The 12,781-nt window shown below is 66.0% G+C and carries 12 protein-coding genes; 4 read left to right on the top strand and 8 right to left on the bottom strand.

What is annotated here, in order from left to right; genetic code table 11:
- Window positions 1-7: 7 nt before the first annotated feature.
- From ACZ46Y_RS06250 to ACZ46Y_RS06235, 4 genes are read right to left on the bottom strand one after another with little or no spacing between them, the layout of a single operon-like run.
- Window positions 8-601 carry a Maf family protein gene (locus ACZ46Y_RS06250; RefSeq protein WP_311955055.1) on the bottom strand — a complete coding sequence of 198 codons (594 nt, stop codon included), beginning with the start codon at window positions 599-601 and terminating at the stop codon, window positions 8-10.
- Window positions 598-1,086 (bottom strand): rod shape-determining protein MreD, encoded by a 489-nt coding sequence (gene mreD / locus ACZ46Y_RS06245; protein WP_311955053.1) that lies wholly within the window; start codon window positions 1,084-1,086, stop codon window positions 598-600. Before mreD ends, ACZ46Y_RS06250 begins: the two co-directional genes overlap by 4 nt.
- Window positions 1,086-2,027 (bottom strand): rod shape-determining protein MreC, encoded by a 942-nt coding sequence (gene mreC / locus ACZ46Y_RS06240; protein ID WP_311955051.1) that lies wholly within the window; start codon window positions 2,025-2,027, stop codon window positions 1,086-1,088. Before mreC ends, mreD begins: the two co-directional genes overlap by 1 nt.
- 24 nt (window positions 2,028-2,051) lie before the next feature.
- On the bottom strand, window positions 2,052-3,089 hold the full coding sequence (locus tag ACZ46Y_RS06235; protein WP_311885449.1) for a rod shape-determining protein: 1,038 nt from the start codon (window positions 3,087-3,089) through the stop codon (window positions 2,052-2,054).
- 175 nt (window positions 3,090-3,264) lie between these two features.
- On the opposite strand from ACZ46Y_RS06235, the gene gatC reads away from it, so the two are divergent.
- The 3 genes from gatC (at window position 3,265) to gatB (ending at window position 6,569) form a co-directional block, all read left to right on the top strand.
- Window positions 3,265-3,552, top strand: a complete 288-nt coding sequence (gene gatC / locus ACZ46Y_RS06230; RefSeq protein ID WP_311955050.1) for an Asp-tRNA(Asn)/Glu-tRNA(Gln) amidotransferase subunit GatC — start codon at window positions 3,265-3,267, stop codon at window positions 3,550-3,552.
- Window positions 3,553-3,615: 63 nt separating this feature from the next.
- Window positions 3,616-5,100: an Asp-tRNA(Asn)/Glu-tRNA(Gln) amidotransferase subunit GatA gene (gene gatA / locus ACZ46Y_RS06225; protein WP_311955049.1), complete on the top strand. Its 1,485-nt coding sequence runs from the start codon at window positions 3,616-3,618 to the stop codon at window positions 5,098-5,100.
- On the top strand, window positions 5,100-6,569 hold the full coding sequence (gene gatB / locus ACZ46Y_RS06220) for an Asp-tRNA(Asn)/Glu-tRNA(Gln) amidotransferase subunit GatB (RefSeq protein ID WP_311955048.1): 1,470 nt from the start codon (window positions 5,100-5,102) through the stop codon (window positions 6,567-6,569). The genes gatA and gatB overlap by 1 nt, the downstream gene beginning before the upstream one ends.
- 6 nt (window positions 6,570-6,575) lie before the next feature.
- Here the strand turns inward: gatB and sixA are convergent, their stop codons facing one another.
- The 4 genes from sixA to ACZ46Y_RS06200 all read right to left on the bottom strand — a co-directional run bounded on the left by sixA (window position 6,576) and on the right by ACZ46Y_RS06200 (window position 10,572).
- Window positions 6,576-7,040, bottom strand: coding sequence for a phosphohistidine phosphatase SixA (sixA, locus tag ACZ46Y_RS06215; RefSeq protein WP_311955047.1), 465 nt, complete (start codon window positions 7,038-7,040; stop codon window positions 6,576-6,578).
- Window positions 7,037-8,119 carry an NAD(P)H-dependent glycerol-3-phosphate dehydrogenase gene (locus tag ACZ46Y_RS06210; protein ID WP_311955046.1) on the bottom strand — a complete coding sequence of 361 codons (1,083 nt, stop codon included), beginning with the start codon at window positions 8,117-8,119 and terminating at the stop codon, window positions 7,037-7,039. Before ACZ46Y_RS06210 ends, sixA begins: the two co-directional genes overlap by 4 nt.
- 111 nt (window positions 8,120-8,230) lie before the next feature.
- Complete coding sequence (gene htpG, locus ACZ46Y_RS06205) at window positions 8,231-10,135, bottom strand: molecular chaperone HtpG (protein WP_311955045.1); 1,905 nt, start codon at window positions 10,133-10,135, stop codon at window positions 8,231-8,233.
- A 119-nt stretch (window positions 10,136-10,254) separates the two neighbouring features.
- The gene (locus tag ACZ46Y_RS06200) at window positions 10,255-10,572 is read right to left on the bottom strand and encodes a YkvA family protein (protein ID WP_311955044.1); all 318 of its coding nucleotides are present in this window, start codon (window positions 10,570-10,572) and stop codon (window positions 10,255-10,257) included.
- 226 nt (window positions 10,573-10,798) lie between these two features.
- Here ACZ46Y_RS06200 and ACZ46Y_RS06195 point away from each other — a divergent pair, with 226 nt between their 5' ends.
- Window positions 10,799-12,778, top strand: a complete 1,980-nt coding sequence (locus ACZ46Y_RS06195; RefSeq protein WP_311955043.1) for a transglycosylase SLT domain-containing protein — start codon at window positions 10,799-10,801, stop codon at window positions 12,776-12,778.
- The last annotated feature ends 3 nt before the right edge of the window (window positions 12,779-12,781 follow it).

Here is a 12,781-nt window from a genome sequence, read left to right as displayed (position 1 = left end):
TTCAAAGTTACGGCAAAGCGCCGTGCCAAAGGGCCACGCCCTGCCGGCGCAGCATTGCTGCCGTTTCGTATAGCGGAAGCCCCACCACCGCCGAGTAGCTGCCGTGAATCTCGCTGACAAAGGCGCTGGCGAGCCCCTGGATGGCATAGCCGCCGGCCTTGCCGGCGGGCTCGCCGGTGCGCCAGTAGGCGGCGATTTCCTCGGGGGCAATCTCGCGAAGCGCCACTCTGGTGGCAACGCAGGCGCTTAGCATGCCTTCCGGGCCGTCTACGGCAACGGCGGTGAGCACCCGGTGTTCGCGGCCGGCCAGAGCCGCGAGCATGGCAGCGGCGTGTTCGGCGTCCCGGGGCTTGCCAAGCACGGCGTCGTCAAGGACCACGGCGGTATCCGACCCAAGCGTAGGCAGTGTACTCAATTTCGCCGCCGCCCGGGCCTTATCCCGGGCCAGACGAAGGACGTAGGCGTCCGGCGCCTCGTCCGACCGCGGCGTTTCGTCAACGTCGCACGGCCGCACCCGCACCGGCACGCCTAGCGCTGCCAGCAGCTCCCGGCGGCGCGGCGACGCCGACGCCAGGCACAGCACGGCCTCGGCATGGCTCATGGATTCCCCCGGCGGCCTTCCAGGGCGCGCAGCAGAGTAGCAAGCCAGGGCCACAGCAGGGCGCTTGACAGCGCCGGCAGCAAAAACGCCAGGTGGATGGAAGAGTCGCCCCACAGGGTTCTAACCCACTGCTCCAGCAGCTGCACGATCCCCAGCAGCACCAGCACCAGCACCGCCTGCTGCAAAAGCGAATAGCGGCGAAAGCGCGGGTAGACCAGCGCGCATAAAAACCCCAGCAGCGAAAACACCAGCGCGCTCTGCCCCAGCACGTGGCCCTGGATCAAATCCAGCAGCAGGCCGAGAACAAAGCCGTGGAGCACGCCCACGCGCCCTGGAGCGCGCATGCAGCCGTAAATCAGCATCAGGCCCAGCCAGTCCGGGCGGTACATCTGCCAGCCTTCCGCCAGCGGCATCACCTGCAGGCACAGCGCCAGCAGCAGGGCTAGCCAAACGGCGGGAAGCGGTACGCCGGAAACTCGCGCCATCAGGGACTCCTCGGGGCATCTGCGGCCCGCAGCGCGGCCGCCACCCGCTGGGCGCTGCCAAAGGCCACGTCGCTGATCGAAAGGCTGTCGCCCCAGGGCGTTTGCGCCTCGCGCTTCGGCGGCGGAAACAGCACCAGAAAGTGGCGCGAGCGCTCGAGCTTGGCCAGCGGGCGCGCCGTCACCTGGGCAAACGGCCGGCCGGGATCGTGGTAGACCTCGGTGACCCGCGCCACCGGGTAGCCGCCGGGAAAGCGGCCGGCAAGGCCCGAGGTGGTCAGCAGGTCACCTTCGCGAATATCGGCGGTATCGGGCACGTGCAGCACCTTGACCGTGCCGTAGCGCCCGGTGCCCTGAACGATAAAGCGCAGGCCGTTGCGGTTGACCTGCACCGGCAGCGCGTGGCTGGCGTCGGCCAGCAGGATGACCCGGCTGGAATACGCCGATACTGAGGTCACCTGGCCGACCAGGCCGGAGGCATCGATCACCGGCTGGCCCACGTAGGCGCCGTTGCGCCGCCCGCGGTCGATCACCATGCGGTGGCTGAACGGGTCATTGTCCAGCGAAATGAGCTCGGCGGTGATGTAGCCGATATCGCGCTTTTGCGCCGCCTTGAGAATATCGCGCAGCTCGGCGTTTTCCGCCTGGAGGCTGTCCATGCGCTGGGCGCGGTGGGACAGCGTGAGCATTTTTTCGCGTAGCCGGCGGTTTTCATCCACCAGCGCCTGCTGCTCGGTAAACGCGATCGTGCCCCAGCTCAGCAGATCACTGGGCAGGCTAACCACCCACTGAACGGGCGCCACTACGGTGGAAAGCTGGGCGCGCAGGGTTTCCATGCGCGTGAAGTTCTGGTCGGCAAACATAAGGACGCCTGCCGCCAGTACGCAAAAAAACAGCCGGTAGCCGGGCAGATGCCCGGGGGAAAACAGCGGTTTAATAAGCAACCCTCCGCACAGCCGTCGGCGCGGCTAGTCGCTCGACAGCAGCTCGAAGGTATGCTGATCGATCATTTCCAGCGCCTTGCCGCCGCCCCGGGCCACGCAGGACTGCGGGTCTTCGGCGATGATTACCGGCAGGCCGGTTTCTTCGGCAATCAGCTTGTCCAGGTCGCGCAGCATGGCGCCGCCGCCGGTCAGCACCAGGCCGTGCTCGGCGATGTCCGAGGCAAGCTCCGGCGGCGACTGCTCAAGCGCGCTCTTGATCGCCGAGACAATGGCCACCAGGGTATCCTGGAGCGCGTCGAGGATCTCGTGGGAGTTGAGCGTAAAGCTGCGCGGCACGCCTTCGGCCAGATTGCGGCCGCGAACGTCGATTTCGCGCTGCTCGCTGCCGGGATAGGCGCAGCCGATCTCCTCCTTGATGCGCTCGGCGGTCGCCTCGCCAATCAGGCTGCCGTAGTAGCGGCGCACGTGGCCGGTAATCGCCTCGTCGAAGCGGTCGCCGCCCACGCGGATGGACTCGGAGTAGACCACGCCGTTAAGCGAAATAATCGCGATCTCGGTGGTGCCGCCGCCGACGTCCACCACCATCGAGCCCTGAGCTTCCTCGATGGGCAGCCCGGCGCCGATGGCGGCCGCCATGGGCTCTTCGATGAGAAACACCTCCCGAGCGCCGGCGCCTTCGGCCGACTCGCGGATGGCGCGGCGCTCGACCTGGGTCGACATGCAGGGAACGCAGACCAGCACGCGCGGACTCGGCGTCAAGAACGTACTTTGATGAACCTTGCGAATGAAGTGCTGGAGCATCTGCTCGGTGACGGTAAAATCGGCAATCACGCCGTCCTTCATCGGACGAATCGCGGTAATATTGCCGGGCGTACGCCCCAGCATGCGCTTGGCGTCGGTGCCCACTGAGGCAACGCTGCGCATGGTGCCGGACTGGCGGATGGCGACAACGGAAGGTTCGTCAAGGACGATGCCGCGCCCGCGTACATAAATCAGTGTGTTGGCCGTACCCAGGTCGATCGATAGATCGCTGGAAAACAGCCCCCTCAAACGTTTGAACATGAATGTTATTACCTAGTGCTGGCCGGGAACCCTGTGCGGGGGCAAACGGTATCACCGCATCCGCACGGCGGCAACAGCGCAGCGCACCACCACTGCCCGCAAGCGCCAGGATATGCTACCTTCTGCGCCACTTCGCCTACCCTATTTCACCCTGTTTTGATGAGGACATTTGATCATGGCGCTCGAACAGACCCATGTGCGCCGGGCGGCCCATCTGGCCCGGCTCGACGTAAGCGACGCGCAAGCCCTGGGCTTTGTTGACGACCTGAACCGGATTCTGGAGATGGTCGACCAGCTGCAGGGCGTTGACACCGACGGCGTCGCCCCGCTGATGCACCCTCTCGATGCCACCCAGCGGCTGCGCGCCGATGACGTCACCGAAGGGAACGAGCGCGAGCGTTTTCAGCGCCTGGCCCCGGCCACCGAAGACGGCCTTTACCTGGTACCCCGGGTGGTGGAATAGCCGCAGCGCCGCACCGCCCCTTCTGTTATCCCGCTACTTATTCCTCAACGGAGCCTGTGGGCCATGTCTGACCGCACTGCTGACGACACTTTTGATCACACCGTTACCTCGCTTGCCGCCGCGCTGCAAAAAGGCGACGCCTCCAGCCGCGAGCTGACCACCGACTACCTCAAGCGCATCGAGCGCGCCGAGCCGACGCTCAACAGCTTCATCAGCGTCACCGCCGAGCAGGCGCTGGCCGCCGCCGACGACGCTGACCGGGCCCGGACCGACGGCCGCGCCGGCTTTCTCACCGGCGTGCCGCTGTCGCTCAAGGACAATTTCTGTGTCCGCGACGTCAAGGCCACCAACGGCTCGAAAATGCTGGATAACTTCGTCGCCCCCTACAGCGCCACGGTGGCGGAAAAGCTCGACGCCGCCGGCTGCGTAAGCCTTGGCAAGACCAACATGGACGAATTCGCCATGGGCTCGTCCAACGAGTCGAGCTACTACGGCGCGGTAAAAAACCCCTGGGACCTCTCCGCCGTACCCGGCGGCTCATCCGGGGGCAGCGCCGCCGCCGTGGCGGCGGGCCTGGCGCCGGCCTCCATGGGTAGCGACACCGGCGGCTCGATCCGCCAGCCCGCCGCGTTCTGCGGCATTACCGGGCTCAAGCCCACCTACGGGCGCGTGTCGCGCTACGGCATCATCGCCTACGCCTCGAGCCTGGACCAGGCCGGGCCCATGGCGCGCACCGCCGAAGACTGCGCCCACCTGCTCGGCGCCATCGCCGGCCACGACCTGCGCGACTCCACCAGCGCTGCGCGCTGCGTGCCCGACTACGCCGCCGAGCTCGACGCGCCCCTCGCCGGGCTCAAGATCGGCCTGCCCAAAGAATACTTCGGCGACGGCCTGGACCCGGCGGTGGAAAGCGCGGTGCGCGAGGCGGTCAAGGTGTACGAATCTCTGGGCGCTACCGTGCGCGACGTCAGCCTGCCCCACACCCGCTACGCCACCTCGGCCTACTACGTCATCGCCCCGGCGGAGGCGTCGTCGAACCTGGCGCGGTTTGACGGCGTGCGCTTCGGCCACCGCTGCGACCACCCCGAAGACCTGATCGATCTCTACCAGCGCTCCCGGGCCGAAGGCTTCGGCGAAGAGGTCAAGCGGCGCATTCTCATCGGCACGCACACCCTGTCCGAGGGCTTCTTCGACGCCTACTACACCAAGGCGCAGAAGGTCCGCCGGCTCATTCGCCAGGATTTTCTCGACGCCTTTGACCAGGTCGACGTGCTCATGGGGCCGACCTCGCCGACGCCGGCGTTCGACCTCGGCGCGCAGAAAGACCCGGTGTCGATGTATCTGCAGGACATCTACACCATCGCCGTCAACCTCGCCGGCATCCCCGGCATCAGCGTGCCCGCCGGCTTCTCCGGTGGCCGCCCGGTGGGGCTGCAGATCCTCGGCGCGCACTTCGCCGAAGCCCGGCTGCTGAATGTCGCCCACCAGTTCCAGCAGGCCACCGACTGGCACCAACAACGTCCCGCTTTCGCCAAGGAGATCGCCTGATGCAATGGGAAACCGTGATTGGGCTTGAGGTCCACGTCCAGCTCGCCACACGCTCGAAGATTTTCTCCGGCGCCTCCACCGCCTTCGGCGCCGAGGCCAATACCCAGGCCAGCGCCGTGGATCTGGGAATGCCCGGCACCCTGCCGGTGGTGAACGAGCAGGCGGTGGCCATGGCCGTGCAGTTTGGCCTCGGCGTCAACGCCGAGATCGCCGAAACGTCCGTGTTTGACCGCAAGAACTACTTCTACGCCGACCTGCCCAAGGGCTACCAGACCAGCCAGATGTATTACCCCATCGTCGGGCCCGGGGAGCTTGACATCCGCCTGGACAACGACGTCACCCGGCGCATCCGCATTCACCACGCGCACCTGGAAGAAGACGCCGGCAAGTCGCTCCACGAAAGCTTTACCGACGACGGCGGCCGGGAAATGACCGGCATCGACCTGAACCGCGCCGGCACGCCGCTTCTGGAAATCGTCTCCGAGCCGGACATGCGCTCGGCCAAAGAGGCCTCGGCCTATCTTCGGGCGATCCATTCCATCGTCACCTACCTGGGCATTTCCGACGGCAACATGGCCGAGGGCTCCATGCGCTGCGACGTCAACGTCTCGGTGCGCCCCAAGGGCCAGGCCGAATTTGGCACCCGGGCGGAGATCAAGAACGTCAACTCCTTCCGCTTTGTCGAGCACGCCATCGCCTTTGAGGTCGAGCGCCAGATCGAGCTCATCGAGGACGGCGGCGAGGTGGTCCAGGAAACCCGCCTGTTTGATCCGGACCGCGACGAAACCCGCAGCATGCGCACCAAGGAGGAAGCCAACGACTACCGCTACTTCCCCTGCCCGGACCTGTTGCCCATCGTGCTGGATCAGGCCTACATCGATCATCTGCGCGACGCTCTGCCGGAGCTTCCCGCCGCCAAGCGCGAGCGCTTTGAGGATGAGCTTGGGCTCTCGGCCTACGACGCCTCGGTGATCGCCGCCAGCCGCGACATGGCCGACTACTTTGAAGAGGCCATGAACGTCTGCGGCGACGCCAAGCAGGCGGCCAACTGGGTGCAGGGCGAGCTTTCCGCGGCGCTCAAGCGCGAGCACCTGGAGGTGGGCGAGAGCCCGGTGAGCGCCCGCCAGCTGGGCGAGCTTATTGCCCGGGTCAAGGACGACACCATCAGCGGCAAGGCCGCCAAGCAGGTGTTCCAGGCGCTGTGGGACGGCCAGGGCGATAGCGCCGACGCCGTTATCGAGGCCAAGGGCTTAAAACAGGTCACCGATACCGGCGCCATCGAGGCGATGATCGACGACGTCATTGCCCAGAGCCCCAAACAGGTGGCCCAGTACGTCGAGGCCGAACCCGACAAGCGCGGCAAGATGATCGGCTACTTTGTCGGCCAGGTGATGAAGGCTTCGCGCGGCACGGCCAATCCTCAGCAGGTCAATCAGTTGCTCAAGGAAAAGCTCGACGCGCTGGTATAAAAGCCCCTAAGGCGCGGTAAAGCTTGTAAGCCGGGCGCAGCCGGCGGCCCAGACGTCGGCCTCGAGTTCGGCTATGTCCGCCGTGGGAAACGCCCGGCCCTGGTCTTCGCGGCCGTCGACCAAAAGCCCGGTCAGTCCGCCGACCAGCGGCATATGGCTGACCACCAGCAGGTTACCCGGCTGGTTGACCAGCCAGTCGCAAAACGCCTGGGGCGAATCCTCCGGGGTAATCCCGGAGAGCGTTTCCACGGCCACGCCCAGGGCGTCGCCCATGACGGCGGCGGTTTGCCGGGCGCGAAGGTAGGGGCTGGTCACGATCCGCGTGACCGCCGTGCCGTCCGCCTGACAGCGCTCGGCCAGCCGGCTTGCCATGAGGCTTGCCTGCTGTTCGCCGTCGGCCGTCAACGGCCGGGCGCTGTCCGGCGAGCCGTCAGCGGCCTCGCCGTGGCGCATGATCCAGAGATAACTCATTGCGGGTCTCCTGTTGTCTGGCTGTTCGGGGTATCCCGGTGGGCCTTTTGCACCTCGGCCCGGGGCAGCACAAATTCCACGTCGCTACTCTGCTCGCCGGTCATCAGGCCGCTGGCCATCTGCTTGGCCGGCACGCCCTGGAACAGCACGCGCTCAAGCCCTTCGGCCAGCGGCATGTAGACGCCGATTTCAGAGGCCTTGGCGCACACAAGCTTCACGGTGTTGACCCCTTCGGCTACCTGGCCCAGGGCATCCACCGCCTGCTTGAGGGTGCGGCCTTCGCCCATGGCATAGCCCACGCGGTAGTTGCGCGATAGGCTCGAGGAGCAGGTCACGATCAAATCGCCGACGCCGGAAAGCCCCAGAAAGGTCATGGGGTTGGCGCCCTGGGCCACGGCAAAGCGGCTCATTTCCGCCAGCGCCCGGGTCATCAGCATGCTGCGGGTGTTTTCGCCCATACCGAGGGCGGCCGCCATGCCCGCGGCAATGGCGTAGATATTCTTCAGCGCCCCGCCCAGCTCCACGCCGTGGCGGTCGCTGCTGGCGTAGACGCGAAAATACCCGCAGCTCAGCACCTGCTGCACCCGGGTCCGGGTCTCGGCGTCGGCGCTTGCCACCACCGTGGCGGTGAGCTGCTTGTCGGCGATCTCCGAGGCCAGGTTGGGCCCGGCAATGACGCCGATGTGGGCAAAGCCGGTCTCCTGCTCCAGCACCTGGCTCATGAGCATGAAACTATCGGACTCGATGCCCTTGGTGGTGCTCACCAGGATCTGCTCGGGGCGCAGCCACTGGCGCGCCGCCTGCACCACCTGGCGAAAGGCCTTGGAGGGAATCGCGATCAGCACAAGCTCGACGCCCTCAAGCACCGCCTGCATGTCGGTAGAGGCGTGCACCGCCTCGTTTATGGCATAGTCGGGCAGGTAGCGCCCGTTGCGGTGTTCGCGGTTGATCTGCTCGACCAGCGCGGCGTCTCGCATCCACTGGCGCACCTGGGCGCCGTTGTCCGCGGCGATGCTGGAAAGCGCGGTGCCGAAGCTGCCGCCGCCCAGCACCGCGACCTTGATCTGCTGTTCCGCCATATTAGGGTGTCCTGCCGAAATGGTGATAACTCAATACTTTAGCAAATGCGCCGGCAAAACAAACGGCCCGCCAGGCAAGCCTGACGGGCCGTGGCGCGCGTCGCGGGCGGTTTAGGCGGTCAATACGCCGTTCAGCCGCTTGACATAGGCCGCCGGGTCTTCCAGATGGCCGCCTTCGGCGATGATCGCCTGATCCAGCAGAATGTGGGCCAGATCGCTGAAGCTGGCTTCGTCAGCGCCTTCCAGGCGATTCACCAGCGCGTGCCCGGGGTTGAGCTCAAGAATCGGTTTGACCTCGGGCAGCGGCTGGCCGGCGGCTTCCATGATACGGCGCATCTGAAAGCCCATTTCGTGCTCGGGCAGCACCACGCAGGCCGGCGAGTCGGTCAGACGGTGGGTTACCTTGACTTCCTGAACGCTCTCGCCCAGCGCTTCCTGAACGCGCTTGACCAGGTCTTCCTTGTCCTTGGCGGTTTCTTCCTGGGCCTTTTTCTCTTCCTCGTCTTCGACATCGCCAAGATCCAGCTCGCCCTTGGCCACGTCGGTCAGGGTCTTGCCGTCAAACTCGGTGAGATGGCTCATTAGCCACTCGTCGATGCGATCGGAGAGCAGCAGCACCTCGATGCCCTTCTTGCGGAAGATTTCCAGATGCGGGCTGCTCTTCGCCGCGTTGAAGCCGTCGGCGACGATGTAGTAGATCTTCTGCTGGCCTTCCTTCATGCGCTCGACGTAGTCGGCAAGGGACTGGTCCTGAGTGGCGCTGTCGGTATGGGTGGACGAGAAGCGCAGCAGGCCGGCAATGTTTTCGCGATTGCCGGGATCTTCGCCCGGGCCTTCCTTGAGTACGCTGCCGAAGGTGTTCCAGAACGTCTGGTAGGTCTCGGTGTCCTTGGTCAGCTTTTTCAGCATGTCCAGGCTGCGCTTGGTCAGCGCGCTCTTGATCTTCTCGACCTGAGGGTCCTGCTGGAGAATCTCCCGGGACACGTTGAGCGACAGATCCCGCGTATCCAGCACGCCCTTGATGAAGCGCAGGTACAGCGGCAGGAACTGCTCGGCGTCGTCCATGATGAACACGCGCTGAACGTACAGCTTGACCCCGCGGGCACCGTCGCGCTCGTAAAGGTCGAACGGCGCGCGGCCGGGCACGAACAGCAGGCTAGTGTATTCGAGCTTGCCCTCGACCTTGTTGTGGCTCCAGGTCAGCGGATCGGAGAAGTCGTGGGATACGTGCTTGTAGAACGCCTTGTACTCGTCCGCGGTGATTTCGCTTTTGGGGCGCACCCAGAGCGCGGTGGCTTCGTTAACGGTTTCCCAGGTGGTGACTTCGCTGCCTTCGACGTCGTTGCCGTCATCGTCCTTGGCGGCTTCGGTCCTGGGCATTTTCACCGGCACTTCGATGTGGTCGGAGTACTTGCGCACCAGGTTCTGCAGGCGGGAGTCGTCGGCAAACTCCTTGGCGTCCTCTTTCAGCTGCAGGACGATTTCGGTGCCGTGAGCGTCGCGCTCAAGCTCGCCGATGGTGAACTCGCCCTCGCCCGCCGAACGCCACTCCACGCCTTCGGCCGCGGGAGCGCCGGCCTTGCGGGTGCGGACAGAGACCTCGTCGGCGACGATGAAGCTTGAGTAAAAGCCCACCCCGAACTGGCCGATCAGGTTGGCATCCTTTTGCTGCTCGCCGGAAAGCTGCTGCAGGAACTCGGCGGTGCCGCTCTTGGCAATGGTGCCCAGATTGGCGATGACGTCGTCGCGGCTCATGCCGATGCCGTTGTCCCGCAGCGTAACGGTGCCGGCGTCGCTGTCGTGCTCGATCTCCACGCGCAGCTCGCTGTCGCCCTCGTACAGCGCGTCGTTGTCAAGGGCCGCGTAGCGCAGCTTGTCGCAGGCGTCGGCGGCGTTGGAAATCAGCTCGCGGAGGAAAATTTCGCGGTTGGAGTACAGCGAGTTGATCATCAGGTTCAGCAGCTGCTTGACTTCCGTCTGGAAACCCAGCGTTTCTTCCCTGGTTGCGGTGGTCATTATTTCAGCCCTCGGGTCGTTGTCGTTTCCTACCGGCCGCGCAGAAGGCGATGGGCCCGCGCGGCATGAATATGGCGTGAACGAAATATGGGGCTTGGCCAGCCGTTTTCAAGACACCGTTAGCGCGAGCGGCCGTCCTGCCAGGCTCGGTACGCGTCCAGCTGCTCATCGACGCGCGCCAGCAGCCAGCTAACGATAACGGCATCGTCCAGCAGGCCAAACGGCAGGATGAAATCCGGAATCAGGTCAAACGGCATCACCAGGTAGCCGATGGCCCCTGCCATCAGCGCAAACGCCTTCCACGGCACCGGGCGATAGCGTCCGCCCATGACGTCGCGGGTCATGGGGAAAAACAGCCGCAGCCCGCGGGCTATGCGCGGCAGCGTCCAGGCCCGGGACTTGAGCCGGCGCCACCGTTGACGGGAGTACAGTGCCATATGCCACCTCCTGGCAGCTTATCGGCGGAGACCGGTCTATCGCACTCCGGCGCTTCTCACCGTATGATCGGGACAGCATTTCGGGCAGCATGTGCGGCTGTCCGTTCACATCTGTTCGTTACACATCCTTTGATAGTCAAACAGCCCTTGAGCTTCAAGCCTTTTCGCCCCGCTCTGCTGTGTTCACCCTGACCCGGATGTTTCATCCTGACGCGAGGAGTTCGTCATGCACGCTTTGCGACGCCGCTTTTATCATCGAGCCAAGACCGTGGGACTGGCCGGGGCGCTACTGCTGGGCAGCCTGCCACCGGCGGCGCTTGCCCTGTCTGACACGGCCATGCGCGACGCCCTGGCCGACGCTCGCGAGCAGCGCTGGGCCAGCATCAATGATAGCGCGGTTGCCGGGCATATACTGCACGGCTACGTCGACTATCACCGGCTGCGGGGGGCGCTACCCGAGGCCTCCCCCGGGCGGGTCAATGCCTTTATCACGGAGCACGAGGACTCGCCGCTGTCGGTCTGGATGCGCGGCCAGGCCATCAGCGCCTACGGCGAAGCCGAGCGCTTTGACGACCTGCTGGCCGTGGCCGACGACAAGCCGGCCGGGGCCGAACGCCAGTGCCACTATGCCACTGCCCTGCTGGAACAAAACCCGACCCGGGCCGAGGAGCTGGGCCGCGAGCTGTGGCTTGTGGGCCAGTCGCGCCCCACCGCCTGCGACGCGCTGTTCAACCGTCTGCAAAGCCGCGGAGTGATCGACGCCGACGACGTATGGGACCGCGCCATGCTCGCCTGGGAAGCCAAGCAGACCCGCTTGATGGACTACCTGCTGGATCAGCTGGATGAGCGCTGGCACACCGCCGTCAGCACCGCGGAAAACACCCGCCGTGACCCCGAGAGCCTGAGCCTTGCGCCGGACTGCCTGGGGCCTGAGTGCGCCGCCACCGGCGGCTTTTATCGCGCCGCCATGGAACGCCTGACCCGCGGCGATACCGAGGCCGCCTTCGCCGCCTGGCAGGCCAAGGCCTCGCGCGTTAACCTCTCATCCGCCACCCGCCGCGCCATTGAAGAGGAGCTGGCGTTCTACGCCCTGGTGCGCGACACCCCCGGCACCCTTGACTGGGTCGACGGCGTGCTGCCCACCCTGGACAGCGAGCGGGTGCGGGAGCTCCGGGTCCGCCGGGCCCTGGCCGAGCGCGCCTGGGGAGACGTGCGCCACTGGGTCGGCCAAATGCCCGCCGAAGAGCGGGAAAACAGCCGCTGGCAGTACTGGCTGGCCCGGGCCGACGCCCAGCTGGGCGACGGCGGCGCCGCCCGCCGTCACTACCAGAACGCCGCCGAGGAGCGCGACTTTTACGGCTTCGCCGCCGCCGAGCGTCTGGATCAGCCCTACTCGTTCAACATGGCCCGCTACGGCTTTGACGAGGCCACCCGGGAGCGCATTGCCGCGCTGCCCGAAGTGCGCCGCACCGAGGCGCTGATTCGCATCGGCGAGCCGGGGCTTGCCACCAGCGAATGGCTCCACGCCGTGCGCCGGGCCACGCCCGAGCGCGCCCAGGCGCTTGCCGGCTACGCCGCGCAGCAGGCCGAGACAGGCCACGAAAGCTGGCCCGCCCGGCTGGTGCAAACCACCATTGCCGGCAAGATGTGGGACGCGCTGGAATGGCGCTTTCCCCACGCCTACCGCGACGCCTTCGAGCGCTTTGGCCGCCGCAACGACGTGGACCCCTACCTGCTGATGGCCATTGCCCGGCGGGAAAGCGCCTACAACCCCAAGGCGCGCTCCCCTGCCGGGGCACTGGGGCTGATGCAGCTGATGCCCGGTACCGCGAGCGACGTCAGCCGCTCGCTGGGGCTTGACGCGCCGGGCCGCTACGGCGTGCTCGACCCCGAGCTCAACGTCCGCCTGGGCAGCGCCTACTTCAGCGAAACGCTAAAGCGCTACCGGGGTAATCGCCTGGCGGCGACGGCGGCCTATAACGCCGGCCCCCGCCGGGTCGACCGCTGGCTGGGCGAGCACCGCGCCGAGGACTTCGACCTCTTCGTCGAGCGCATCCCCTTCCGCGAAACCCGCCACTACGTCCAGGCCGTGCTGACCTACCGGGCGATTTTCCAGCACCTGGCCCAGGGCGGCGATGCCGAGGGCGTATCGCTGCTGAGCGAAGCCGAGCGCAACACCCGCTACGATCGTTCGCTGATGCGCTGATGC

It is taken from the genome of Halomonas garicola (genome assembly GCF_055382465.1).
This window is presented reverse-complemented; position numbering and strand designations above follow the sequence as displayed.

Coding starts and splice junctions, on each gene's coding strand:
- ACZ46Y_RS06250 (WP_311955055.1), bottom strand. CDS start 601: ATGAGCCATGCCGAGGCCGTGCTGTGCCTGGCGTCGGCGTCGCCGCGC.
- mreD (WP_311955053.1), bottom strand. CDS start 1,086: ATGGCGCGAGTTTCCGGCGTACCGCTTCCCGCCGTTTGGCTAGCCCTG.
- ACZ46Y_RS06235 (WP_311885449.1), bottom strand. CDS start 3,089: ATGTTCAAACGTTTGAGGGGGCTGTTTTCCAGCGATCTATCGATCGAC.
- gatC (WP_311955050.1), top strand. CDS start 3,265: ATGGCGCTCGAACAGACCCATGTGCGCCGGGCGGCCCATCTGGCCCGG.
- gatA (WP_311955049.1), top strand. CDS start 3,616: ATGTCTGACCGCACTGCTGACGACACTTTTGATCACACCGTTACCTCG.
- gatB (WP_311955048.1), top strand. CDS start 5,100: ATGCAATGGGAAACCGTGATTGGGCTTGAGGTCCACGTCCAGCTCGCC.
- sixA (WP_311955047.1), bottom strand. CDS start 7,040: ATGAGTTATCTCTGGATCATGCGCCACGGCGAGGCCGCTGACGGCTCG.
- ACZ46Y_RS06210 (WP_311955046.1), bottom strand. CDS start 8,119: ATGGCGGAACAGCAGATCAAGGTCGCGGTGCTGGGCGGCGGCAGCTTC.
- htpG (WP_311955045.1), bottom strand. CDS start 10,135: ATGACCACCGCAACCAGGGAAGAAACGCTGGGTTTCCAGACGGAAGTC.
- ACZ46Y_RS06200 (WP_311955044.1), bottom strand. CDS start 10,572: ATGGCACTGTACTCCCGTCAACGGTGGCGCCGGCTCAAGTCCCGGGCC.
- ACZ46Y_RS06195 (WP_311955043.1), top strand. CDS start 10,799: ATGCACGCTTTGCGACGCCGCTTTTATCATCGAGCCAAGACCGTGGGA.